The organism is Streptomyces sp. NPDC050842 (assembly GCF_044456565.1).
In the GTDB taxonomy this organism is placed as follows: domain Bacteria; phylum Actinomycetota; class Actinomycetes; order Streptomycetales; family Streptomycetaceae; genus Streptomyces.
This window is the reverse complement of record NZ_JBITGA010000004.1, coordinates 89,633-113,792: the sequence shown is the minus strand read 5'-3', so window position 1 is coordinate 113,792 and position 24,160 is coordinate 89,633. Positions and strand designations below refer to the sequence as shown.

The 24,160-nt window shown below is 71.6% G+C and carries 23 protein-coding genes and 1 riboswitch; of the genes, 16 read left to right on the top strand and 7 right to left on the bottom strand.

Going from position 1 to position 24,160, the window contains the following annotated elements; genetic code table 11:
* Positions 1 to 129 precede the first annotated feature (129 nt).
* The 6 genes from ACIBG6_RS13620 to ACIBG6_RS13595 all read left to right on the top strand — a co-directional run bounded on the left by ACIBG6_RS13620 (position 130) and on the right by ACIBG6_RS13595 (position 5,646).
* A complete protein-coding gene (locus ACIBG6_RS13620; protein WP_399222783.1) occupies positions 130 to 495 on the top strand; it encodes a YraN family protein in 366 nt (121 codons plus the stop codon).
* On the top strand, positions 495 to 2,099 hold the full coding sequence (locus ACIBG6_RS13615; protein ID WP_399222782.1) for a YifB family Mg chelatase-like AAA ATPase: 1,605 nt from the start codon (positions 495 to 497) through the stop codon (positions 2,097 to 2,099). Before ACIBG6_RS13620 ends, ACIBG6_RS13615 begins: the two co-directional genes overlap by 1 nt.
* On the top strand, positions 2,096 to 3,274 hold the full coding sequence (gene dprA, locus ACIBG6_RS13610) for a DNA-processing protein DprA (protein ID WP_399222781.1): 1,179 nt from the start codon (positions 2,096 to 2,098) through the stop codon (positions 3,272 to 3,274). The genes ACIBG6_RS13615 and dprA overlap by 4 nt, the downstream gene beginning before the upstream one ends.
* A 251-nt stretch (positions 3,275 to 3,525) precedes the next feature.
* A complete protein-coding gene (whiG, locus tag ACIBG6_RS13605; RefSeq protein WP_392301076.1) occupies positions 3,526 to 4,362 on the top strand; it encodes an RNA polymerase sigma factor WhiG in 837 nt (278 codons plus the stop codon).
* 72 nt (positions 4,363 to 4,434) lie between these two features.
* Positions 4,435 to 4,983: a TetR/AcrR family transcriptional regulator gene (locus ACIBG6_RS13600; protein WP_399223347.1), complete on the top strand. Its 549-nt coding sequence runs from the start codon at positions 4,435 to 4,437 to the stop codon at positions 4,981 to 4,983.
* Positions 4,984 to 5,124: 141 nt separating this feature from the next.
* Complete coding sequence (locus ACIBG6_RS13595; RefSeq protein WP_399222780.1) at positions 5,125 to 5,646, top strand: hypothetical protein; 522 nt, start codon at positions 5,125 to 5,127, stop codon at positions 5,644 to 5,646.
* Here the strand turns inward: ACIBG6_RS13595 and ACIBG6_RS13590 are convergent.
* Positions 5,583 to 6,032 (bottom strand): murein hydrolase activator EnvC family protein, encoded by a 450-nt coding sequence (locus ACIBG6_RS13590; RefSeq protein WP_399222779.1) that lies wholly within the window; start codon positions 6,030 to 6,032, stop codon positions 5,583 to 5,585. The two genes, ACIBG6_RS13595 and ACIBG6_RS13590, sit on opposite strands and share 64 nt — an antisense overlap.
* 255 nt (positions 6,033 to 6,287) lie before the next feature.
* Here ACIBG6_RS13590 and rpsB point away from each other — a divergent pair, with 255 nt between their 5' ends.
* From rpsB to ACIBG6_RS13545, 9 genes are all read left to right on the top strand, one after another.
* On the top strand, positions 6,288 to 7,223 hold the full coding sequence (rpsB, locus tag ACIBG6_RS13585) for a 30S ribosomal protein S2 (protein ID WP_399222778.1): 936 nt from the start codon (positions 6,288 to 6,290) through the stop codon (positions 7,221 to 7,223).
* A 102-nt stretch (positions 7,224 to 7,325) separates the two neighbouring features.
* Complete coding sequence (tsf, locus tag ACIBG6_RS13580; RefSeq protein WP_384139333.1) at positions 7,326 to 8,162, top strand: translation elongation factor Ts; 837 nt, start codon at positions 7,326 to 7,328, stop codon at positions 8,160 to 8,162.
* Between the two features lie 163 nt (positions 8,163 to 8,325).
* Positions 8,326 to 9,090 carry a UMP kinase gene (gene pyrH / locus ACIBG6_RS13575; protein ID WP_356677385.1) on the top strand — a complete coding sequence of 255 codons (765 nt, stop codon included), beginning with the start codon at positions 8,326 to 8,328 and terminating at the stop codon, positions 9,088 to 9,090.
* Positions 9,091 to 9,187: 97 nt separating this feature from the next.
* Entirely contained in the window at positions 9,188 to 9,745 is a 558-nt protein-coding gene (gene frr / locus ACIBG6_RS13570; protein WP_317599582.1) for a ribosome recycling factor, read from the top strand.
* Entirely contained in the window at positions 9,745 to 10,848 is a 1,104-nt protein-coding gene (locus ACIBG6_RS13565; protein ID WP_399222777.1) for a phosphatidate cytidylyltransferase, read from the top strand. Before frr ends, ACIBG6_RS13565 begins: the two co-directional genes overlap by 1 nt.
* A gap of 208 nt (positions 10,849 to 11,056) precedes the next feature.
* Complete coding sequence (gene rlmN / locus ACIBG6_RS13560; RefSeq protein ID WP_317599585.1) at positions 11,057 to 12,169, top strand: 23S rRNA (adenine(2503)-C(2))-methyltransferase RlmN; 1,113 nt, start codon at positions 11,057 to 11,059, stop codon at positions 12,167 to 12,169.
* Positions 12,170 to 12,198: 29 nt separating this feature from the next.
* Positions 12,199 to 12,309, top strand: a riboswitch (TPP riboswitch).
* 117 nt (positions 12,310 to 12,426) lie between these two features.
* A complete protein-coding gene (locus ACIBG6_RS13555) occupies positions 12,427 to 13,509 on the top strand; it encodes a thiamine ABC transporter substrate binding subunit (RefSeq protein ID WP_399223346.1) in 1,083 nt (360 codons plus the stop codon).
* A gap of 47 nt (positions 13,510 to 13,556) precedes the next feature.
* Complete coding sequence (locus tag ACIBG6_RS13550) at positions 13,557 to 15,170, top strand: ABC transporter permease (RefSeq protein ID WP_399222776.1); 1,614 nt, start codon at positions 13,557 to 13,559, stop codon at positions 15,168 to 15,170.
* Positions 15,170 to 16,189 carry an ABC transporter ATP-binding protein gene (locus ACIBG6_RS13545; RefSeq protein WP_399222775.1) on the top strand — a complete coding sequence of 340 codons (1,020 nt, stop codon included), beginning with the start codon at positions 15,170 to 15,172 and terminating at the stop codon, positions 16,187 to 16,189. The genes ACIBG6_RS13550 and ACIBG6_RS13545 overlap by 1 nt, the downstream gene beginning before the upstream one ends.
* A 9-nt stretch (positions 16,190 to 16,198) precedes the next feature.
* Here ACIBG6_RS13545 and ACIBG6_RS13540 read toward each other — a convergent pair whose 3' ends face one another.
* The 6 genes from ACIBG6_RS13540 to ACIBG6_RS13515 form a co-directional block, all read right to left on the bottom strand.
* The gene (locus ACIBG6_RS13540; protein ID WP_399222773.1) at positions 16,199 to 17,164 is read right to left on the bottom strand and encodes a hypothetical protein; all 966 of its coding nucleotides are present in this window, start codon (positions 17,162 to 17,164) and stop codon (positions 16,199 to 16,201) included.
* A 78-nt stretch (positions 17,165 to 17,242) separates the two neighbouring features.
* Positions 17,243 to 18,382, bottom strand: a complete 1,140-nt coding sequence (locus ACIBG6_RS13535; protein WP_399222772.1) for an LOG family protein — start codon at positions 18,380 to 18,382, stop codon at positions 17,243 to 17,245.
* A 72-nt stretch (positions 18,383 to 18,454) separates the two neighbouring features.
* Entirely contained in the window at positions 18,455 to 19,606 is a 1,152-nt protein-coding gene (locus ACIBG6_RS13530; protein WP_399222771.1) for a hypothetical protein, read from the bottom strand.
* Positions 19,588 to 20,316: an ABC transporter ATP-binding protein gene (locus tag ACIBG6_RS13525; RefSeq protein WP_399222770.1), complete on the bottom strand. Its 729-nt coding sequence runs from the start codon at positions 20,314 to 20,316 to the stop codon at positions 19,588 to 19,590. The genes ACIBG6_RS13530 and ACIBG6_RS13525 overlap by 19 nt, the downstream gene beginning before the upstream one ends.
* A 261-nt stretch (positions 20,317 to 20,577) precedes the next feature.
* Positions 20,578 to 21,957: an aspartate aminotransferase family protein gene (locus ACIBG6_RS13520; RefSeq protein WP_317599592.1), complete on the bottom strand. Its 1,380-nt coding sequence runs from the start codon at positions 21,955 to 21,957 to the stop codon at positions 20,578 to 20,580.
* Positions 21,942 to 22,448: an Lrp/AsnC family transcriptional regulator gene (locus ACIBG6_RS13515; RefSeq protein WP_399222769.1), complete on the bottom strand. Its 507-nt coding sequence runs from the start codon at positions 22,446 to 22,448 to the stop codon at positions 21,942 to 21,944. Before ACIBG6_RS13515 ends, ACIBG6_RS13520 begins: the two co-directional genes overlap by 16 nt.
* 190 nt (positions 22,449 to 22,638) lie before the next feature.
* On the opposite strand from ACIBG6_RS13515, the gene ACIBG6_RS13510 reads away from it, so the two are divergent.
* Positions 22,639 to 24,075 (top strand): gamma-aminobutyraldehyde dehydrogenase, encoded by a 1,437-nt coding sequence (locus ACIBG6_RS13510; RefSeq protein ID WP_399222768.1) that lies wholly within the window; start codon positions 22,639 to 22,641, stop codon positions 24,073 to 24,075.
* Positions 24,076 to 24,160 lie beyond the last annotated feature (85 nt).

Sequence of the window (24,160 nt, the reverse complement as noted above, 5' to 3'; positions counted from 1 at the left end):
ACCACCCCTGAACCGCCCCTCCTGAATCACCCTCAGGGGTGAGCGAGTTCTCCACAGCACCGCGGCCCTCCACAGGCCCGCACGCGGTCCGGTCCACTCCGTCACAGTCGGTGACGGAGGTGGTACCGCATGAACAGGACCCAAGCCCTCGGACGGTACGGGGAAGAGCTGGCGACCCGCCGGCTCACCGCGACCGGCATGCACATCCTCGCCCGCAACTGGCGCTGCGGCCGGGCCGGAGAGATCGACATCGTCGCCCGTGACGGCGACACCCTCGTCATCTGCGAGGTCAAGACCCGCCGCCACGGCGCCTACGAACACCCGATGGCCGCCGTCACCCCGACCAAGGCCGAGCGGCTCCGCCGCCTCGCCGCCTGCTGGCTCGACCGCAGCGGCGCACCCGCCCCCACGGGCGGCGTCCGCATCGACCTCGTCGGCATCGTCCTGCCCCGCAAGGGCGCCCCCGTCCTCACCCACGCCCAGGGGGTGGCCTGATGGGATTCGCCCGCACGTGCTCCGTCGGCGTCGAAGGCGTCGTCGTCGAGGTCCAGGCCGACCTCGAACCCGGCGTCGCCGCCTTCACCCTCGTCGGCCTCCCCGACAAGAGCCTCAGCGAGAGCCGCGACCGTGTCCGCGCCGCCGTCGTCAACTCCGGCGCCGAATGGCCCCAGAAGAAGCTCACCGTCGGACTCAGCCCCGCGTCCGTCCCCAAGAGCGGCAGCGGCTTCGACCTGGCCGTCGCGGCCGCCGTGCTCGGCGCCGCCGAGCGCATCGACCCCCGCACCATCGCCGACCTCGTCCTCATCGGCGAACTCGGACTCGACGGACGCGTCCGCCCCGTGCGAGGCGTCCTGCCCGCCGTCCTGGCCGCCGCCGACGCCGGGTACCGCCAGGTCGTCGTCCCCGAACAGACCGCCGGCGAAGCCTCACTCGTCCCCGGCGTCTCCGTCCTCGGCGTCCGCACCCTCCGTCAGCTGATCGCCGTCCTCACCGACGAACCCGTCCCCGACGAGGAACCCATGGAGGAAGGACGACCCGACGCCATGCTCGCCGGACTCCTCGTCCCCGGCGCCGGCATCGGCACCGGACTCGCCGCCGACCCCACCGAGGGGCCCGACCTGGCCGATGTCGCCGGCCAGCACCGGGCCCGCCACGCCCTGGAGATCGCCGCCGCCGGCAGCCACCACCTCCTGCTCTCCGGCCCTCCGGGCGCGGGGAAAACGATGCTCGCCGAGCGACTCCCCGGCATCCTCCCGCCCCTCACCCGGCAGGAATCCCTCGAAGTCACCGCCGTCCACTCCGTCGCCGGGATCCTCCCGCCCGGCGAACCCCTCGTCCGCCGCGCCCCCTACTGCGCGCCCCACCACTCCGCCACCATGCAGTCCCTCGTCGGCGGCGGCAACGGCCTCCCCAGGCCGGGCGCCGTCTCCCTGGCACACCGCGGCATCCTCTTTTTGGACGAAGCTCCCGAGTTCTCCGGCAAGGTCCTCGACGCACTGCGTCAGCCCCTCGAATCGGGACACGTCGTCATCGCCCGCGCCGCGGGCGTCGTCCGCCTCCCCGCCCGCTTCCTCCTCGCCCTCGCCGCCAACCCCTGCCCCTGCGGGAGGCACACCCTCCTCGGCGCCGGCTGCGAATGCCCCGCCTCCCTCATCCGCCGCTACCAGGCCCGCCTCTCCGGCCCCCTCCTCGACCGCGTCGACCTGCGCGTCGAAGTCGAACCCGTCACCCGCTCCGACCTCCTCGGACAGGGCGGGCGCGGCGAGACCACCGCCGTGGTCGCCGCCCGCGTCCACGAGGCCAGAGCCCGCGCCGCCGCCCGCCTGTCCGACACCCCCTGGAACGTCAACAGCGAGATCCCCGGACACGAACTCCGTACGCGCTACCTCGCCGCACCCGGCGCCCTCGCCGCGGCCGAACGCGACATCGAGCGCGGACTCCTCACCGCCCGCGGCCTCGACCGTGTCCTCCGCGTCGCCTGGACCGTCGCCGACCTCGCCGGACACGACCGGCCCGACAGCGAGGACATCGCCCTCGCCCTCGAAATGCGCACCGGCATCGCCCGCGGCGTGCCCGTCGGAGCGGGGGAGCGCACATGACCGGCCCTCAGCCCCCTGGTACCGCGGGGGCCATGGACGAGCGACTCGCCCGCGCCACCCTCACCCGGGCCGTCGAACCCGGCGACGAACACGCCGGCCGCTGGCTCCGCCACCACGGAGCCGTCGGCTTCCTCGACCGCCTCCTCCACCCCGGCGACGACCCCTTCCCCGGCACCGGAGCCACACGCGTCGACAGCTGGCGACGACGCGCCACCGCCGCCGACCCCGCCCGCGACCTCGACACCGTGCACCGCCTCGGCGGACGCTTCCTCGTCCCCGGCGACATCGAATGGCCCCGTCAACTCGACGACCTCGGCCACGCCCGCCCGCTCGGACTCTGGATCCGGGGCCCCGCCGACCTGCGGACCTGGGCCCTGCGCTCCGTCGCCCTCGTCGGCGCCCGCGCCTGCACCCCGTACGGCGCCCACATCGCGGCCGATCTCGCCACCGGCCTCGCCCGACAGGGCTGGGTCGTCGTCTCCGGCGCCGCCTACGGCATCGACGGCGCGGCCCACCGCGGCGCCCTCGCCGCCGGCGGAGCCACCGTCGCCGTCCTCGCCTGCGGCGTCGACACCCCGTACCCCCGAGGCCACGGAGGGCTCATCGGCCGCATCGCCGAACAAGGACTCGTCGTCGGGGAACTGCCGCCCGACAGTCACCCCACACCCAGCCGCTTCATCCTCCGGAACCGTGTGATCGCCGCCCTCACCCGAGGCACCGTCGTCATCGAGGCCCAGCACCGCAGCGGCTCCCTCGTCACCGCCCGCGCCGCCGCCCGTCTCGGCCGCCACACCATGGGCGTCCCCGGACCCGTCACCAGCGCTCTCTCCGCCGGCGTCCACGAGCTCCTCCGGGGCGACGCCACCCTCGTCACCGACGCCCAGGAGATCGTCGAACTCGTCGGCGACATGGGCGAACTCGCCCCCGCCCGCCGCGGCCCCGTCCTGCCGCGCGACCTGCTCGCGCCGGCCACCGCGCACATCCTCGAAGCCGTCCCCGCCCGCGGCCCCACCCCCACGACCGTCATCGCCCGCCGGGCCGGAACCACCCCCGACGACACCCTCGCGAAGCTGTACGAACTGCACGCCCTCGGCTTCGTCGAACGGTACGGAGAGGGCTGGCAGTTGACGAACACGGCCACTCACGAGTCGAACGCGCGGCGAGGCGATACTTGACCTGGAGCATTCGGGTGACAGGGTGAAGCCGATGAGCAACCGAGTTCTCTCGGCCGGAACCGAGGGGTCGACACGCGCCACGGCCCGGGTTCGAAGATGTGGCCGACGGTGTCCACCCGGACCGGCGCTATCCCCCGATGTTCGCGCACCGCGACAGCGCACTCACGCTACGCTCACCAGGATTCCCCGCCGGACATCCCACAGGACACCCCCACCGACGCACCCGACAGCAGAACGGCTCAAGGCAACGCATGCCCCAGCACACCTCCGGGTCTGACCGCGCTGCGGTGCCCCCAGCAGCCCGGGGCGCCGTGCGACCACCCGCACCGACCTCGCTCGACGAGCTGTGGCGCTCGTACAAGGACTCGGGCGACGAGCGGCTGCGGGAGCAGCTGATCCTGCACTACTCGCCGCTCGTCAAGTACGTCGCCGGACGCGTCAGCGTGGGGCTGCCGTCCAACGTGGAACAGGCCGACTTCGTCTCCTCCGGGGTCTTCGGCCTCATCGACGCCATCGAGAAGTTCGACGTCGAGCGCGCCATCAAGTTCGAGACGTACGCGATCACCCGCATCCGCGGCGCCATGATCGACGAACTGCGAGCCCTGGACTGGATCCCCCGCTCCGTCCGCCAGAAGGCGCGCAACGTCGAGCGCGCCTACGCGACCCTCGAAGCCCAGCTCCGGCGCACCCCCTCCGAGAGCGAGGTCGCCGCGGAGATGGACGTCACGCTGGAGGAACTGCACGCGGTTTTCAGCCAGTTGTCCCTGGCGAACGTGGTCGCCCTGGAGGAGCTGCTGCACGTCGGGGGAGAGGGCGGCGACCGCCTCTCCCTGATGGACACGCTGGAGGACACGGCGGCGGACAACCCCGTCGAGGTCGCGGAGGACCGCGAGCTGCGCCGACTGCTCGCCCGGGCGATCAACACACTCCCCGAGCGCGAGAAGACCGTCGTCACGCTCTACTACTACGAGGGCCTCACGCTGGCCGAGATCGGCCACGTCCTCGGCGTCACCGAGAGCCGCGTCAGCCAGATCCACACCAAGTCGGTCCTCCAGCTCCGCGCCAAACTGGCCGACGTCGGACGTTGAGCCACCCGGGGCCGGTCGTACAGTGGAGCCGTGCCCAGGATTCGAGCGGCCTCCGTGGCCGAGCACCGGACGATGCAGCGAGGCGCCCTGTTGGACGCCGCGCGTTCCCTGCTGTCCGAGGGCGGTACGGAGGCGCTGACCTTCCCCGCACTCGCCGAGCGCACGGGCCTGGCCCGGTCCTCGGTGTACGAGTACTTCCGCTCACGCGCGGCCGTGGTCGAAGAGCTGTGCGCCGTCGACTTCCCCGTCTGGGCCGCCGAGGTCGAGACCGCCATGGCCGGCGCCGAGACGCCCGAGGGCAAGGTCGAGGCGTACGTCCGCACGCAGCTGGCCCTGGTCGGGGACCGGCGCCACCGGGCGGTCGTCGCGATCTCGGCGAGCGAGCTGGACGACGGGGCCCGCGAGAAGATCCGCGCGGCCCACGGCGGCCTCGTCACCATGATCGTCGAAGCCCTCGCCGCCCTGGGCCAACAGGAGCCCCGCCTGGGCGCCATGCTCCTCCAGGGCGTCGTCGACGCGGCCGTCCGCCGCATCGAACTCGGCGCGGCGGAGGACCCCGCGACCATCGCGGAAGCGGCGGTCACCATGGCCCTCCACGGCGTCAGCGGCTCCTCGGCCTGAACCTTCGCGGGCCGCACCGCAGCCCTCTAGAGTTCCCCCGGGGGTGGGGGCATGGAGTTCGGGGTGGGACTGCCGAGATACGGGCGACGGCCGGCGGTACGGCGCTTGCCGGCCCACCCGCGCCGGACGAGAAGGGACGCCGTGTGCGCCTTCTTCCTCCTCCGTTTCCTGCTCTCGCTGCCGGAGGACCCCTTCGAGGCGCTCGCCGCGCTGTTCGAGCCGGCGCGGAAGGCCTCCAGGCTCCTGACGCGACTGTGGGCCGGGCCGGGCATGCGGGGCGGCTGGGACAGCGACGCGGGACGGCTCGTCCTCGCGGTCCACACGGCGTACTGGCTGAGGGACGCGCTGCGCACCGAGGAAGCGGACGGGCTGCTCGTCGTGGCGGACGGGAGAGTCTCCCTGCGGGCCCCCTGGCAGGAGGCGTCGGAGGCGGTGTCGTTCCCGCACGCGGGCGTGCGGGCCACCCCGTGGCCGCGAAGGCTGCGGCGGCGGGTGGACATCGCCTGCGCGGACGGCTCCTGGCTGACCGTGCGTGCTTCACAGGCCCGGTCCGCCGACCGGATCCGCGCACTCCTGGCGGACCGGGGGTCCCTCCCCGGTCAGCCGCCCGTCGGCAGCAGCCGTGAAGGGGCTCTCCGGGTCAGGAGCAGCGGGTTCAGGTAGGTGTCGCCGCGGAGCAGGCCCCAGTGGAGGCAGGTCCGTGGGCAGTGGGTGCTCGGTGTGACGCGGGCCACGGGGGTGCCCGCGGTGACCCGGGTGCCCGCCTTCACCAGAGGGGTCACCGGAGAGAAGGTCGTGCGCAGTGGGGGAGTGCCCGTGCCCGGGAGGGTGAGGGTGAGGACCCCGCGGCCGCCGACCGGGCCCGCGAACGAGACCGTGCCCGCCGCCGGGGCGAGGACCGGGGCGTCGGGGGCGGCCGCCAGGTCGACGCCGCGGTGGCCGGGGCCGTACGGGCCGGCCGGGGGTTGCCAGCCGCGGAGGATCTCGGGCGGGGGCGGGCCCACCGGCCACAGCAGGCCGAGGGCCAGGAGCAAGGTCGCGAAGTACATGGGGGAAGGCTGCCCCGGGGGAGCGGTTCGCGGGGGTCGGCGACGGTTTCTGTGGACTACCCGCCGGTTGTGGACAGCGCCGTCACCCGCCGCTCCCGGGGTCCCGTACACTTCCTATGGCGACTCGGGACACCGGGTCGACTTCGCACGCCCCGCCATAGCCCTCACCGGTCGTGGCAGCGCCTTTCGGTCCCTTGTGGGCATGGCGCGTCGGGGCGTCAGGAAAACAACCGAGAAACCCAAGGAGATACGGCCATGGCCGTCGTCACGATGCGGGAGCTGCTGGAAAGCGGCGTCCACTTCGGTCACCAGACCCGTCGTTGGAACCCGAAGATGCGTCGCTTCATCTTCACGGAGCGCAACGGCATCTACATCATCGACCTGCTCCAGTCGCTGTCGTACATCGACCGCGCCTACGAGTTCGTCAAGGAGACCGTCGCGCACGGCGGCTCCATCATGTTCGTCGGTACGAAGAAGCAGGCCCAGGAGGCCATCGCCGAGCAGGCGACGCGTGTCGGCATGCCGTACGTCAACCAGCGTTGGCTCGGTGGCATGCTCACCAACTTCTCCACCGTCTACAAGCGTCTGCAGCGCCTCAAGGAGCTTGAGCAGATCGACTTCGAGGATGTGGCCGCCTCCGGCCTCACCAAGAAGGAGCTCCTGGTCCTCTCCCGCGAGAAGGGCAAGCTGGAGAAGACCCTTGGCGGTATCCGCGAGATGTCCAAGGTGCCCAGCGCCGTCTGGATCGTGGACACCAAGAAGGAGCACATCGCCGTCGGCGAGGCTCGCAAGCTCAAGATCCCGGTCGTCGCGATCCTCGACACCAACTGCGACCCCGACGAGGTCGACTACAAGATCCCGGGCAACGACGACGCGATCCGCTCCGTCACCCTGCTCACCCGCGTGATCGCCGACGCTGTCGCCGAGGGCCTCATCGCCCGCTCCGGCGCCGCGACCGGCGACTCGAAGCCGGGCGAGAAGGCCGCCGGCGAGCCCCTCGCCGAGTGGGAGCGCGACCTGCTCGAGGGTGAGAAGAAGGCCGACGACGCCGAGGTCCAGACCTCCGCCGAGACCGAGAAGGTCGCGGACGCCGAGGCTGCCGACGCCGCCGAGGCCGTCGCCGAGGCTCCGGCCGCCGAGGCCGAGGTCGCGGACGCCGAGGCTCCGGCCGCGGACGCCGAGCAGGCCTGACCCTTCAGGACCTTCGGGTGACGACGGCGGGGGCTCACGAAGCCCCCGCCGTCCACCCGTGGACCCGCCCGATCTTTCAGACTTCGAGAGAGAAACAGACTCATGGCGAACTACACCGCCGCTGACGTCAAGAAGCTCCGCGAGCTCACCGGCGCCGGCATGATGGACTGCAAGAAGGCCCTGGACGAGGCCGACGGCAACGTCGACAAGGCCGTCGAGGCCCTGCGCATCAAGGGCCAGAAGGGTGTCGCCAAGCGCGAGGGCCGCTCCGCCGAGAACGGCGCCGTGGTCTCCCTCATCGCCGACGACAACACCTCCGGTGTCCTGGTCGAGCTGAAGTGCGAGACGGACTTCGTCGCCAAGGGTGACAAGTTCCAGGCCGTCGCCGCCGAGCTCGCCGAGCACGTCGCGAAGACCGCCCCGGCCGACCTGGAGGCGCTGCTCGCCTCCGAGATCGAGGCCGGCAAGACCGTCCAGGCGTTCGTCGACGAGGCCAACGCCAACCTCGGCGAGAAGATCGTCCTGGACCGCTTCGCGCAGTACGCCGACGGCTTCGTCTTCGCGTACATGCACCGCACGATGCCGGACCTCCCGCCGCAGATCGGTGTCCTCGTCGAGTTCGACAAGGCCGACGCCGCCGTCGCCAAGGGTGTCGCCCAGCACATCGCCGCCTTCGCGCCGAAGTACCTCACCCGTGAGGACGTCCCGGCCGAGGTCGTCGAGACCGAGCGTCGCGTCGCCGAGGAGACCACCCGCGCCGAGGGCAAGCCCGAGGCCGCGCTCCCGAAGATCGTCGAGGGTCGCGTGAACGGCTTCTTCAAGGACGCGACGCTGCTCGGTCAGCCGTACGCCCTTGACAACAAGAAGTCCGTCCAGCAGGTCCTGGACGAGGCCGGTGTCACCCTGAAGCGTTTCACCCGCATCAAGGTCGGCATCTGAGTCCGTCCGCGAACGCGACGGACACCGGACCCCGGTAGGGTCTGAGGCAGTCGTCCGCCCCCGCGCAGGACGACCGCAGATCTGACGAGGAGGCCATTGCCGTACGGGATACCGCGAGGACCCAAGGCAATGGCCTCCTTCGTATGTGCACGAGGAGATCTCCATGAACCAGGGCGCCGTACAGGGCGACGACAACAACGGCAAAAAGGCCGGCCGCTACATGCTGAAGCTGTCCGGAGAAGCCTTCTCCGGCGGTACGGGCCTGGGCGTCGACCCCAACGTCGTGCACGCCATCGCGCGTGAGATCGCGGCGGTCGTACGCGACGGCGCGGAGATCGCGGTGGTGATCGGCGGCGGCAACTTCTTCCGTGGCGCCGAGCTCCAGCAGCGCGGCATGGACCGGGCCCGCTCCGACTACATGGGCATGCTCGGCACCGTGATGAACTGCCTCGCCCTCCAGGACTTCCTGGAGAAGGAAGGCATCGACTCGCGCGTCCAGACCGCCATCACCATGGGCCAGGTCGCCGAGCCGTACATTCCGCTGCGTGCCGTGCGCCACCTGGAGAAGGGCCGCGTCGTCATCTTCGGCGCGGGCATGGGCATGCCCTACTTCTCCACCGACACCACCGCGGCCCAGCGGGCCCTGGAGATCGACGCCGAGGCCCTGCTCATGGGCAAGAACGGCGTGGACGGGGTCTACGACTCCGACCCGAAGGCCAACCCCCACGCGGTCAAGTTCGACGCGCTGGAGTACGGCGAGGTGCTCTCCCGTGACCTCAAGGTCGCCGACGCCACCGCCATCACCCTGTGCCGGGACAACAAGCTCCCGATCCTCGTCTTCGAACTGCTCACCGAGGGCAATATCGCTCGCGCGGTGAAGGGTGAGAAGATCGGCACGCTCGTGAGCGACCAGGGCACCCGGGCCTGACACCCGAACCGGGAACCGCCCCGCAAGGGGATGGACAGAGCCCTGCCGGTCGTACCCACCGTGCAGGACACAAAGCGACGACACGCAGGAGCATGTGGTGATCGAAGAGACCCTCCTCGAGGCCGAGGAGAAGATGGAGAAGGCCGTCGTGGTCGCCAAGGAGGACTTCGCCGCGATCCGCACCGGCCGTGCGCACCCGGCGATGTTCAACAAGATCGTGGCGGACTACTACGGTGCCATCACCCCCATCAACCAGCTGGCGTCGTTCTCCGTTCCGGAGCCGCGCATGGCTGTGGTGACCCCGTTCGACAAGAGCGCGCTGCGCAACATCGAGCAGGCGATCCGCGACTCGGACCTCGGTGTCAACCCGAGCAACGACGGCAACATCATCCGGGTGGTGTTCCCCGAGCTGACCGAGGAGCGCCGCCGGGAGTACATCAAGGTGGCCAAGAGCAAGGCCGAGGACTCGAAGATCTCGATCCGCGCCGTGCGCCGCAAGGCCAAGGAGTCCATCGACAAGCTCGTCAAGGACGGCGAGGTCGGCGAGGACGACGGCCGTCGCGCGGAGAAGGAGCTCGACGACACCACCGCGAAGTACGTCGCGCAGGTGGACGAGCTGCTCAAGCACAAGGAAGCCGAGCTGCTCGAGGTCTGATGAACGACTCTTCCTGGGGGGCCCCGGGCGGCAGCGGCCGCCGGGGACCCGACCAGGGGCCTGCCCCGGCGGGTCCCGCATACGATCGGCATCAGGCGGCGCAGACTCGGCCCATGCCCATCGTGCCCGACGTTCCCGCCGGCGGATTCCAGGACGGTCACGGCCGGGGGGCCGCTCACCAGAGCGGTCCCCTGTTCCGTGACGAGACGCCGCACGAGCACCCGCAGGAGCCCATGTCCAGCCCCACCCCGCCTCCGCCGCCCGCGCCGACGGCGCCCCGGCAGAAGAAGAGCGCGGGGCGTGACCTGGGCGCGGCCATAGGGGTCGGAGTCGGTCTCGGCGCGGTCATCGTCGCGTCGCTGTTCATCTGGAAGCCGGCGTTCGTCGGGGTGATCGCGGTCGCCGTGGTCGTCGGGCTGTGGGAGCTCACGTCCCGCCTCCAGGAGCGCAAGGCCATCAAGGCTCCGCTGGTGCCGCTCGCGGTCGGCGGTGCGGCGATGGTCGTCGCCGGCTACGTCAGGGGCCCCGAGGGCGCCTGGGTGGCGATGGCGCTGACGGCGCTCGCGGTACTCGTCTGGCGGATGACGGAGCCCCCCGAGGGCTACCTGAAGGACGTCACGGCGGGTGTCTTCGCCGCGTTCTACGTGCCGTTCCTGGCGACGTTCGTGGCGATGCTGCTCACCGCGGACGACGGTCCGCAGCGGGTGCTGACCTTCCTGATCCTGACGGTGGTCAGCGACACCGGTGCGTACGCGGTCGGCTGGCGCTTCGGCAAGCACAAGCTGGCGCCGAGGATCAGCCCCGGCAAGACCCGCGAGGGTCTCGGCGGCGCGGTGGCGTTCGCGATGGCGGCGGGCGCGCTGTGCATGGAGTTCATGATCGACGACGGGACCTGGTGGCAGGGTCTGATCCTCGGTCTGGCGGTGGCGGCGAGCGCGACGCTCGGTGACCTCGGCGAGTCGATGATCAAGCGCGATCTCGGCATCAAGGACATGGGCACGCTGCTCCCGGGCCACGGGGGCATCATGGACCGGCTGGACTCGTTGCTGCCGACGGCGCCGGTGGTGTGGTTGCTGCTCGCGCTGTTCGTGGGGACGGGCTGAGAGGCCGGTCGATTCCGTCCGTCGGAGACGGTTGACGGACAGCGGGTACTCTGGAAGGGCTCGTGGCGCGTGCGCCGCGGGCCCTTCCGCCGTCCTCGCCACCGCGAGGACGCTCCAGTGAGGTCTCCTGGCTTCGGCATCGTCATGCCGCGCTTCCCGCCGACGCGGGGCTGTCCGGACCTCGTGCCGTCTGAGGAGACACCCGATCGTGGCCCGTCCTGTGCCCGGAGAACTCACTTTCATCGCCCCCAAGGAAGCCAAGAAGCCGCCGCGGCACCTGGCCGACCTCACGCCCGCCGAGCGCAAGGAAGCCGTCGCCGCGATCGGCGAGAAGCCGTTCCGCGCCAAGCAGCTGTCGCAGCACTACTTCGCGCGGTACACGCACGACCCCGCGCAGTGGACCGACATCCCGGCGGCCTCGCGGGAGAAGCTGGCCGGGGAGCTGCTGCCCGACCTGATGTCCGTCGTGCGGCACATCTCGTGCGACGACGACACCACCCGTAAGACCCTGTGGCGGCTGCACGACGGCACGCTCGTGGAGTCGGTGCTCATGCGCTACCCGGAGCGGGTGACCATGTGCATCTCCTCGCAGGCCGGCTGCGGCATGAACTGCCCGTTCTGCGCGACCGGGCAGGCGGGCCTCGACCGGAACCTGTCGACCGCCGAGATCGTGCACCAGATCGTGGACGGCATGCGGTCCCTGCGGGACGGCGAGGTGCCCGGCGGGCCGGCGCGCCTCTCGAACATCGTGTTCATGGGCATGGGCGAGCCCCTCGCCAACTACAAGCGGGTCGTCGGCGCGATCCGGCGGCTCACCGACCCCGAGCCGGACGGCCTGGGGCTCTCGCAGCGCGGGATCACCGTGTCCACGGTCGGTCTCGTGCCGGCGATGCAGCGCTTCGCCGACGAGGGCTTCAAGTGCCGCCTCGCGGTCTCGCTGCACGCCCCCGACGACGAGCTGCGCGACACCCTCGTGCCGGTGAACACCCGCTGGAAGGTCCGCGAGGTCCTCGACGCCGCCTGGGAGTACGCGGAGAAGTCGGGCCGCCGGGTCTCCATCGAGTACGCGCTCATCCGCGACATCAACGACCAGGCGTGGCGCGGTGACCTCCTCGGCAAGCTGCTGAAGAACAAGCGGGTGCACGTCAACCTGATCCCGCTGAACCCGACGCCCGGCTCGAAGTGGACGGCGTCCCGTCCGGAGGACGAGCGGGCCTTCGTCGACGCCATCGCCCGCCACGGCGTTCCGGTGACCGTCCGGGACACCCGGGGCCAGGAGATCGACGGTGCCTGTGGACAGCTGGCGGCCTCCGAGCGCTGACCTTGTAGTCTGAGCTCGAACACATCTCCATATTCCGACAGGGGAGCGCCACAGCGCTGAGAGTGCGGTCACCGTAGGACCGCAGACCCTCTGAACCTTGCCCAGGTCATTCTGGGTAGGAAGTTCGGTCGTTAACTCAAGCTGTTGCGCCCTGCCCGCGTCCGGGTTCCCCCGGACGTGGGCAGGGCCGCGTCTCTTCCTGGTCATACCCAGGAGGAATCTCAGTGAGCACCACCATTTCGGCGAGCACCAAGAGAATGGCCGCCGCCGCGCTCGTCGCGGCGCTGGGCGTCACCACCCTCGCCGCCTGCGGCACCGAGTCCGGTGCCAAGGGTGACGCGGGCAAGTCCGGCAAGCCCGTGTCGAAGACCGTGACCCTCGTGAGTCACGACTCCTTCAACGCCTCCAAGGAGGTGCTGGCGGAGTTCACGAAGGAGACCGGATACACGGTCAAGGTCCTCAAGGCCGGCGACGCGGGCGAGGCCGTCAACAAGGAGATCCTGACCAAGGGCTCCCCGCAGGGCGACGTCTTCTTCGGCGTCGACAACACCCTGCTCTCCCGCGCCCTCGACAACGGGATCTTCGTCCCGTACGAGGCGAAGGGCGTGGACCGGATCCCGGCCGCGTACCGCCTCGACAAGGAGCAGCGGGTCACCCCGGTCGACTCCGGCGACATCTGCGTCAACTACGACAAGAAGTACTTCGCCGACAAGAAGCTGGCGCCGCCGCAGACCTTCGACGACCTGGCGAAGCCGGCGTACAAGGACCTGCTCGTCGTCGAGAACCCCGAGCGGTCCTCCCCGGGCCTCGGCTTCCTCCTCGGTACGGCCGCGAAGTACGGCGACGAGGGCTGGCAGGGCTACTGGAAGAAGCTGAAGGACAACGGTGTGAAGACCGTCGACAGCTGGGAGCTCGCCTACAACCAGGAGTTCTCCGGTTCGGCCGGCGGCAAGCAGGCCAAGGGCGACCGGCCGCTCGTCGTGTCGTACGCCTCCAGCCCGCCGGTCGAGGTGCTGTACGGCGAGCCGCAGCCGAAGGTGGCCCCGACCGGGGTCTCCACCGGCACCTGCTTCCGGCAGATCGAGTTCGCGGGCCTGCTGAACGGCGTGAAGAACCCCGAGGGCGGCAAGGCGCTGATCGACTTCCTGATCTCGAAGAAGTTCCAGGACGACATGCCGCTCCAGATGTTCGTGAACCCGGTCGCGAAGGACGCGACGCTGCCGGAGCTGTTCACGAAGCACGGCGTCGTGATCGACGCGCCGGAGACGATGGCGCCCGAGAAGATCGCCGAGAAGCGTGACCCGTGGATCCAGCAGTGGTCGTCGCTCGTCCTGAAGTAGTGCGGGGCCGGGGCGATCTCCGGGGGAGCGCGACGCGGCTGGGGCTGATGGCCCTGCCCGTCGCGTTCTTCGGGGTCTTCTTCGCCTGGCCCGTCGCGTCGATCGTCGACCGCGGGCTGCGGCCCGACGGCGTCTGGCGGTTCGGCCGGGTCGGCGAGACGCTGAGCCGGCCGGACATCCTCGACGTGCTCGGCTTCACGGTGTGGCAGGCGGCCGCCTCCACCGGTCTGACACTGCTCGTGGCGCTGCCCGGCGCGTACGTCTTCGCCCGTTTCGACTTCCCGGGGAAGAGCGTGCTGCGGGCCGTGGTCACGGTCCCGTTCGTGCTGCCGACCGTCCTCGTCGGCACGGCCTTCCTGGCGCTCGTCGGCCGGGGCGGTCTGACGGACGAGCTGTGGGGGCTGCGGCTCGACACCAGCGTCTGGGCGATCCTCCTCGCGCACGTCTTCTTCAACTACGCGGTGGTCGTACGGACCGTCGGCGGCCTCTGGTCCCAGCTGGACCCGCGCCAGGAGGAGGCCGCCCGGGTCCTCGGCGCCTCGCGCTGGACGGCCTGGCGGACGGTGACCCTGCCGGCGCTCGTGCCGGCGGTGTCGGCGGCGGCCCTGATGGTCTTCCTCTTCACGTTCACCTCCTTCGGTGTCGTCCAGATCCTCGGCGGGGACGGGTACTCCACCCTGGAGGCCGAGATCTACCGGCAGACCGCCCGGCTGCTCGACCTGCCGACGGCCGCCGTCCTCACTCTCGTCCAGTTCGCCGCGGTCGGCGCGATCCTGGCCGTGCACGCCCGGACGGTACGGCGGCGGGAGACCGCGCTGCGGCTCGTCCCGCCGGAGACGACCGCGCGCCGGCCGCGCGGCTTCGGACAGTGGGCGCTGCTCGCGGGCGTCCTCGTCTCGGTGGCGCTGCTGATCCTGCTGCCGCTGGGCGTGCTCGTGGAGCGCTCCTTCGCCGGGCCGCAGGGGTACGGGCTCGGCTACTACCGGGCGCTCGGGTCGCTCGACGAGGCCGGCACCTTCCTGGTGCCGCCGCTGGAGGCGATCGGGAACTCGCTGCGGTACGCGGCGGCCGCCACGGGCATCGCGGTACTGATCGGCGGTCTCGCCGCTGCGGCGCTCACGAGGAGGGCCGGACGGCTCGTGCGGGGCTTCGACGCGCTGCTCATGCTGCCGCTCGGGGTCTCGGCCGTCACCGTCGGCTTCGGGTTCCTCATCACGCTCGACGAACCGCCGTTCGACCTGCGGGCCAGCTGGATCCTCGTACCGCTCGCCCAGGCCCTGGTCGGCGTCCCCTTCGTCGTACGGACGATGCTGCCGGTGCTGCGGGCGGTCGACGAGCGGCTGCGGGAGGCGGCGGCCGTGCTCGGCGCGTCACCGTGGCGGGCCTGGCGGGAGGTGGACCTGCCGCTGGTGCGGCGGGCGCTCCTCATCGCCGCGGGGTTCGCCTTCGCCGTGTCGCTCGGGGAGTTCGGCGCGACCGTCTTCATCGCCCGGCCGGACAGCCCGACGCTGCCGGTGGCGGTGGCCCGGCTGCTCGGGCGGCCGGGCGAGCTCAACTACGGCCAGGCGATGGCCCTCTCGACGATTCTGATGGTGGTGTGCGCGGTGTCCCTGTTGCTGTTGGAACGGCTGCGCACCGAGCGGACCTCCGGGGAGTTCTGATGCTTTCGATCCAGGACGCGACCGTACGGTTCGGGGAGCGGGCCGCGCTCGACGCCGTGGACCTGGAGGTCGCCGAGCACGAGATCGTGTGCGTCCTCGGTCCCAGCGGCAGCGGCAAGTCCACACTGCTCCGGGTCGTCGCCGGACTCCAGGCGCTCGACGGCGGCCGGGTGCTGCTCGGCGGCGCCGACCAGGCGGGCGTGCCGGTGCACCGGCGGGGCGTCGGGCTGATGTTCCAGGACCACCAGCTGTTCCCGCAGCGGGACGTCGGCGGGAACATCGCCTTCGGGCCGCGGATGCGGGGGGCCGCGAAGGCCGAGCAGGCGGAGCGCGTACGGGAGCTGCTCGACCTCGTCGGGCTGCCGGGGGCCGAGCGGCGCTCGGTGTCCGCGCTCTCCGGCGGCGAGCAGCAGCGGGTGGCGCTGGCGAGGGCGCTGGCGCCCCGGCCCCGGCTGCTCATGCTGGACGAGCCCCTCGGACAGCTCGACCGGGGGCTGCGGGAGCGGCTCGTCGTCGAGCTGAGGCAGCTCTTCGGGCGGCTCGGGACGACGGTCCTCGCCGTCACCCACGACCAGGGCGAGGCCTTCGCGCTCGCCGACCGGGTCGTGGTGATGCGGGACGGGCGGATCGCCCAGTCGGGTGTGCCCGTCGAGGTGTGGTCGCGGCCGGCCTCGGAGTTCGTGGCCCGCTTCCTCGGCTTCGACAACGTGGTGGCGGCGCGGGTCGCCGGGACGGTCGCGGAGACGGTGTGGGGGAAGGTCCCGGTGCCGGAGGGATCGCCGCAGGGGGAGCGGCGGCTCCTCGTCCGGCCGGGCGGGGTGCGTCTCGTCCCGACGGAGTCGTCGGAGTGGACCGTCGAGTCGCGGACCTTCCGGGGCGACCGCGTCGTGGTACGGCTCCGGCCGGCGGACGGGCCGCCGCTGGAGGCGGAGTTCCCGCTGAGCGAGGCGCCGGCGGAGGGGGCCGCGGTCGACGTGCGGTTCGCGGTGGAGGACGTCGTGGTGCTCGGTGATTCCTGAGGGGTGCTGCTAGCAGGACACACACGTCCTGCGGGTCGCCCGCTGGTAGGTGCGGGTGGCGCGAGCCAGGGCGAGGCCGTAGCAGGAGAAGCCGCCGTAGGCGACGGCGAACACCCAGGGCGCGTGGTCGGCGAGGTCGACGTGGATCAGTCCCGCCCAGGTCAGCACGCCGACTGCGGCGAGGAGCGCGCCGAACGGCGCGAGCGCACCGGCCCCCGCCCAGCCGAGCGCGAGCAGCGGCGGCCGGGGCAGCCGGCGGCCCCAGGGGCGGGTCAGCGCGAAGGCGAGGGCCATGCCGATGACGGCCAGGACCGCGGTGACGTCGACCCCGTGGTCGTACAGCCAGATGCCCAGATCGCTGGTGTACTCGGGGTCGACCCCTGGTCGGCCGGTGCCGGTGTACCCGAAGGTGAGGCCCAGCGCCCAGGCCGTCTTCAGTGAGGCGTACGGGACGAGGGCGGCGCCGGCGACGAGTCCGGCACGCGTGGAGTCCGCCCCCACGGCGGTGCGGTCGTGTCCGCCGCAGTGCGCGCAGGTGCCGAGGCGCCGGCGCCGGTGCGCGAGGGCCGCACACCCCCACAGCACGGCGCCGAGCACCGCGAGGAACTGGTTGGCGAGCGCCGCCCAGTCGACCGGGGGCTGGTTGCGGGACAGGAAGAACAAGAGGTGGAGGGGGCTGAGGAGGGCGGCGAAGCCCGAGGTCAGACAGAGCGCGACGACCGCCCAGGCCGCTCCGGAGGGCCACCGGGCAGCCGGGCGGCGCGGCAGCGCGTACCCGAGGACGGCGGACGCCCCGTACAGCACCGCCGCGGCCGCCTCGGCGCCCGTACCGGTGCCCTTGCCCAGGATCGCGTACCCGAACGAGGGCGTGGTGAGGGCGGCGAGGGTCGCGCCCGCGGCGTACAGCAGTGACCAGACGAACGCGGCGGCACCCGCCCAGGACGGCCAGTCGGCCAGGAGTCTCTTCGGCGTCATGCCCCGATCCTCCCGGCGGGGGGCTCGCGTGGCGTCCCTCGGCAGGCGGGTCCGGCTCCGCCGCGCGGCGGAGGGGCGCTACGCCTTCCGGAGCCGTTCCAGTGCCGCCGGGGCCTCGTCGGTCGAGTCCACCAGGGCGATGCGGGAGGCCATCGGCCGGTCGGCGGCCAGGGCTTCCAGGAGGGGCCAGGCCGGGAGGTGTTCGGTCCAGTGGGCGCGGTCGACCAGGACCATCGGCGTGGGCGTGCCCAGGGAGCCGTAGTAGTTCGGGGTGGCGTTCGTGAAGATCTCCTGGACCGTGCCCGCCGCGCCCGGCAGGAAGACGACGCCCGCCGTGGAGCGGGCGAGCAGGCCTTCTTCGCGCAGGGCGTTGGCGAAGTACTTGGCGATGTGTCCGGCGAAGGGGTTCGGCGGCTCGTGGCCGTAGAACCAGGTGGGGATGCCGACCGAGTCGCCGCCCCGCGGCCACCGGGCCCGTACCTCGAAGGCGGCGCGGGCCCACTCCGTCACCGAGGGGGTGAAGGACGGGGCGGTGGAGAGGACGGCGAGGGCCTCCGGGAGGGTCCCGTCGGGGAACGGGGCCAGGTACGCGCCGAGGTTCGCCGCCTCCATCGCGCCCGGCCCGCCGCCGGTCGCGACGGTGAGGCCGGAGCGGGCCAGCGACCTGCCGAGCCGGGCGGCGCCCGCGTACGCCTCGGTGCCCCGGCCCATCGCGTGCCCGCCCATCACGCCGACGACCCGCGTGCCTTCGAGGAGTTCGTCGAGGGCGTCGGAGACGGCGTCGTCGTGGAGCGAGCGGAGCATCGAGGAGAAGATGTCGCCGTCGGCCCTGGTCCGTTCGAACCAGGTGTACGCGAGGGCGTCGGGGGTCGACTCGTAGGCGGCCACGGCGATGCCGTCGTAGAGCTCCTCGGGGGAGTACAGCCCCGAGCGGTACGGGTCGAAGGGCAGGTCGGGGACGGGCGGGAAGACGAGCGCCCCGTCGGCGCGCACCTTGGCGGCGGCCTCCGGCTCCATGGGGCAGCCGAGGAAGAGGGCCTCCGCCGCGTACGCGGTGAGCAGGGCGAACGTCCGGTCGGTCAGGTCGACGGACTGCACGCGGAGCCCGGCGAGCGCGCCGGGCCGGGCGAGCGCCGCGTCGAACTCGCCGAGCGTGTGGATCTCGCGTCCGTGCCCGCGCGGACCGGGCGGCCGGTGTGCGGGAGGAGGCGTCGCCATGGGCCCACGATAGGGGGCGCCTGCCGATCGGGCGTGACGGCGTGACGGCCTGACGGCCTGACGGGTCGCCCGTCAGGCCGTCAGGGGGAGCGCCGCCAGCTCCGCCACGATCCAGGTGAGCGGCAGGAAGACGGCGACGAGGGCGCCGGCCCGCATGAGGGCCGCCGTGCGCAGGACCGTGGGCGGGGCGCCGAGGCGGAGGAGCGCCTCGGTGGTGTGGGCGCGGCACTGCTTGGACTCAAGGGCAGCCGTGAGGAGCGTGGCCGTGGTGCAGGCCATGACCAGGGCCGCGCCGAGACCGGTGAGCGGCCCGAAGGCGGCCGGGCCCGTGCCCGACGCGTACAGCGCGGCCGCCGCGAGCGTCCCGGAGAGCACCGCGGAGACCACCCCGAGCGGGCGGCCGATACGGCGGGACTCGTCCATCAGGACACGGCCGGCGAGCAGCCGGGTGGCACCCGGCCGGACGGCCTGGAGGAGCCGGCCGCAGCCGTACGTGAGTCCGGGGCCCGCGAGCCCGAGGCCGAAGGCGGTGAGCACCCACCCGGCGAGGACGCCCGCCGGGCTGCCGTCGAACCGGCCCGGCAGGGGGAGGTCGTCCCCGGCGCCGCTGCGGCCCGCGTACGTCTCGATGGCGAGGCCGACCGCGACCAGGGCGACACCCCACGGCAGGCCGGACGGCACCGGCTTCTCGACGCCCTCCGGCTCGGCGGGAGCGGAGCGCGGGCGCAGCGCGAGGCCCGCCGCCGTGGCGGCGACGACCGGCAGGATCGCGAGCAGCGTGAGAGCGGCGGCGAGCGGCATCGGCTGGTCGGCGGCGAGCAGCTCGGCCGCCGCCCCGTCGAAGGGCAGTCCCGTGATGTCGCCGCGCAGGTGCAGGTAGAACAGGAGCGCGACCATCGAGCCGAGCGTGCAGGCGACGGCCGTCGACGCGGCCGCGACGGCCGTGAGCCGGACGGGGCCGAGCCCGACCGCCGAGAGTCCGGGGCGCGGCCGGGTGCTGGGGTCGGTGCGGGCCACGGCCACGGCGAACTGGACCGTCGCGGCGAGCGGCAGGGCGCACCACAACAGGCGCAGTACGGAGGCCGACGACTGGGCCGGGTGCCCGACGGCGTATCCGAGGGTGCAGAGCAGCAGGAAGCCCACCCCCGCGGCCGCGGCGGCGACGAGGAGCCGCCGTGTCAGGACGAGGGGGTGGGTCCCACGGGCTAGACGGAGAGCGAGCACGCGGTGACGCCCTCCGCTCCTGACGCCGGCGGGACGGTGCCGACCCGGCGTCCGTCGAGGAGGGCGACCGTACGGTCGGCGAGCGCCGCCACCTCGCTGTCGTGGGTGGCGAGGAGCACCGTGATGCCGTGCGAGCGGGCCGCGGCGGTCAGGGTGCGCAGGACCTGCGCCCCGTCGGCCCGGTGCAGCGTGGCGGTGGGTTCGTCGGCGAAGAGCACCGACGGGGTGGTGACGAGGGCGCGGGCGATCGCGATCCGCTGGCGCTGGGAGTGGGTGAGCGCGTGCGGGCGCTTGCGGGCGCAGACGCCGATGTCGAGGCGCTCCAGCCATTCGACGGCGGCGGTCTTCGCGGCCCGGTGGGAGGCGCCGCGGAGCAGCAGGGGCAGGGCGACGTTCTCCCAGCCGGTGAGCTCGGGGACGAGGCCCGGCTCGGGGTCGATCCAGCCGAAGCGGTCGCGGCGGAGCCGTTCGCGCTGGGCCTGGCCGAGGGTGTGGACGGGGCTGCTGTTGAACCAGACCTCGCCCTGCTGGGCGAGGAGCTGCCCTGACAGGCAGCGCATGAGCGTGGTCTTGCCGCTGCCGCGCGGGCCGACGAGGGCGAGGATCTCGCCTTCGCGGACGCCGAGGGAGACGCCGCTGAGGGCGTCCGAACCGCCCAGGGCGCAGTGCAGGGAACGCGCCCAGATCACGTCGTTGTCCGGTGGGGCCATCGCGTACACCTCGATGTCGTCCGATCTGTGTTCCCCCGTCCGGGGGAACGAAGAGACGGGCCTTTCGGTCACTGGCGCCGGGAGGAATCAGGGAGCGGCCAGGGATGCACCGTAAGGATTCAGATCGGTTTGTACGGACAGCACGCGGCCCGGGCATGTCGCCATCCACTCGGATGGCGGCATGCCCGGGCCGTTGTCACGCCGTGAGGGCGGCGTGAGGTCCTGTGCCTCGCGGGGCTGGGCCCAGCGGCGAGGTGCGGATCAGAGCTTGGTCCACGCCTCCGTCAGCACCGAGCGCAGGATGCCTTCGATCTCGTCGAAGGTGCCCTGGTCGGCGATGAGCGGCGGGGCCAGCTGGATGACCGGGTCGCCACGGTCGTCGGCGCGGCAGTACAGGCCGTTCTCGAAGAGCGCCTTGGAGAGGAAGCCGTAGAGCACGCGCTCCGTCTCCTCGTCCGTGAAGGACTCCTTGGTGGCCTTGTCCTTGACGAGCTCGATGCCGTAGAAGAAGCCGTTGCCGCGGACGTCGCCGACGATCGGGAGGTCGTGCAGCTTCTTCAGGGTGTTGAAGAAGTTGCCCTCCTGGTCGAGGACGTGCTGGTTCAGGCCTTCCTTGTCGAAGATGTCGAGGTTGGCGATAGCGACCGCCGACGACACCGGGTGGCCACCGAAGGTGTAGCCGTGGAGGAAGGTGTTGTCGCCCTTGTAGAACGGCTCCGCGATGCGGTCCGAGACGATGCAGGCGCCGATCGGGGAGTAGCCCGAGGTCATGCCCTTGGCGCAGGTGATCATGTCCGGCACGTAGCCGAACTTGTCACAGGCGAACATCGTGCCGAGACGGCCGAAGGCGCAGATCGTCTCGTCGGAGACGAGCAGCACGTCGTACTGGTCGCAGATCTCGCGGACGCGCTGGAAGTAGCCGGGCGGCGGCGGGAAGCAGCCACCGGCGTTCTGCACGGGCTCCAGGAAGACGGCCGCGACGGTGTCGGCGCCCTCGAAGAGGATCTCCTGCTCGATCTGGTCGGCGGCCCAGCGGCCGAAGGCCTCCGGGTCGTCGCCGTGGATCGGGGCGCGGTAGATGTTGGTGTTCGGCACCTTGTGCGCGCCGGGGACCAGCGGCTCGAAGGGGGCCTTCAGGGCCGGCAGACCCGTGATGGACAGGGCGCCCTGCGGGGTGCCGTGGTAGGCGACCGCACGCGAGATGACCTTGTACTTGGTGTGCTTGCCCTGCAGCTTGAAGTACTGCTTGGCCAGCTTCCACGCGGTCTCGACGGCCTCGCCGCCACCGGTGGTGAAGAACACCTTGTTCAGGTCGCCCGGGGCGTAGTCCGCGAGACGCTCGGCGAGCTCGACGGCCTTGGGGTGGGCGTACGACCACACGGGGAAGAACGCCAGTTCCTTGGCCTGCTTGTACGCGACCTCGGCCAGTTCCTCGCGGCCGTGTCCGGCGTTGACGACGAACAGACCCGCGAGACCGTCGAGGTAGCGCTTGCCCTTGTCGTCGAAGATGTAGGTGCCCTCACCACGCACGATGGTGGGAACGGGCGAGTTCTCGTACGACGACATGCGGGTGAAGTGCATCCACAGGTGGTCGTACGCGGTCTTGGACAGGTCCTGGGTCACGATTATCGAGTTCCCCACATATAGGTCTGCTTCTTGAGCTTGAGGTAGACGAAGCTCTCGGTGGAGCACACGCCGGGGAGGGTGCGGATGCGCTTGTTGATCACATCCAGCAGGTGGTCGTCGTCCTCGCAGACGACTTCCACCATCAGGTCGAAGGAGCCCGCGGTCATCACCACGTACTCGCATTCGGCCATGGCCGTCAGCGCCTCCGCAACCGGATCGAGGTCACCCTCGACGTTGATGCCGACCATCGCCTGGCGCCGGAATCCCACGGTGAGCGGGTCGGTGACGGCGACGATCTGCATGACGCCCTGGTCGAGCAGCTTCTGCACGCGTTGGCGCACCGCGGCTTCGGAGAGGCCGACGGCCTTGCCTATCGCCGCGTAGGGACGGCGACCGTCCTGCTGGAGCTGTTCGATGATTGCCAGGGAGACGGCATCGATCGTCGGGGACGAACCGGTCCCGGTTCTGGAGTCTGTGCTTCGACTGGCCACGGCTTCACTGTGCACCGAGATTGTCAGTCGTGCAAGCCCGAAGTGATGAAATTCGTTGTGACGGGGTCCGGATCTCACTGAATCCGAAGTTGAGGGGGGTCGGGGCTATGGAAAGCGTCAGTCGAGCGACTACCCTGGGGTGTCTCGCCCATCGGGACGCCGCACAAGGACGTGCGATGTCAGAACGTGACAGGAGGGGTGGCAAGTGACCACCGAGCTGCGCCGGCTGCGTAACTACATCAACGGGGAGTTCCGGGATGCGGCCGACGGCCGCACCATCGAGGTGGTCAACCCGGCCACCGGCGAGGTGTACGCCACCTCCCCGCTCTCCGGCCAGGCCGACGTCGACGCCGCCATGGAGGCCGCCGCGGCCGCCTTCCCCGCGTGGCGCGACAGCACCCCGGCCGAGCGCCAGAAGGTGCTCCTCAAGATCGCCGACGCCTTCGAGGAGCGCGCCGAGGACCTCATCGCCGCCGAGGTGCTGAACACCGGCAAGCCGACCGCCCTCGTCGGGAGCGAGGAGGTACCGCCGATGGTGGACCAGATCCGCTTCTTCGCCGGCGCCGCCCGCATGCTCGAGGGCCGTTCGGCCGGCGAGTACATGGAGGGCATGACCTCCATCATCCGCCGCGAGCCCGTGGGCGTCTGCGCCCAGGTCGCGCCGTGGAACTACCCGATGATGATGGCCGTGTGGAAGTTCGCCCCGGCGCTCGCCGCGGGCAACACCGTCGTCCTCAAGCCCTCGGACACGACCCCCGCGTCGACCGTCCTGATGGCCGAGATCATCGGGCAGATCGTCCCCAAGGGCGTCTTCAACGTCATCTGCGGTGACCGCGAGACGGGCAAGGCCATGGTCGAGCACCCGACCCCGGCGATGGCCTCCATCACCGGCTCGGTCCGCGCCGGCATGCAGGTCGCCGAGTCGGCGGCCAAGGACGTCAAGCGCGTCCACCTGGAGCTGGGCGGCAAGGCCCCGGTCGTCGTCTTCGAGGACACCGACATCGAGTCGGCCGTCGGGGACATCTCGGTCGCGGGCTTCTTCAACGCCGGCCAGGACTGTACGGCCGCCACCCGCGTCCTCGTCCACGAGTCCATCCACGACGAGTTCGTCGCCGCGCTCGCCAAGGCCGCCGCCGAGACGAAGACCGGCCAGCCGGACGACGAGGACGTGCTCTACGGCCCGCTCAACAACGCCAACCAGCTGAAGCAGGTCAGCGGCTTCATCGACCGCCTCCCGTCCCACGCCAAGGTCGAGGCCGGCGGTCACCGCGTCGGCGACAAGGGCTACTTCTACGCCCCGACCGTCGTCTCCGGCCTCAAGCAGGACGACGAGATCGTCCAGAACGAGGTCTTCGGCCCGGTCATCACCGTCCAGTCCTTCACGGACGAGGCCCAGGCCCTCGCGTACGCCAACGACGTCGAGTACGCCCTGGCCTCCTCCGTCTGGACCAAGGACCACGCGCGCGCGATGCGCATGTCCAAGGCCCTCGACTTCGGCTGTGTGTGGATCAACACCCACATCCCGCTCGTCGCCGAGATGCCCCACGGCGGCTACAAGAAGTCCGGCTACGGCAAGGACCTCTCCGCGTACGGCTTCGAGGACTACACGCGCATCAAGCACGTGATGACCTCCCTGGGCTGATCGCACCACGGCACGTGACACGCGGCCCCGGCATCCTGGTCGACAGGGTGTCGGGGCCGCGCTCTGTCGCTCGACGGAGCGTCCA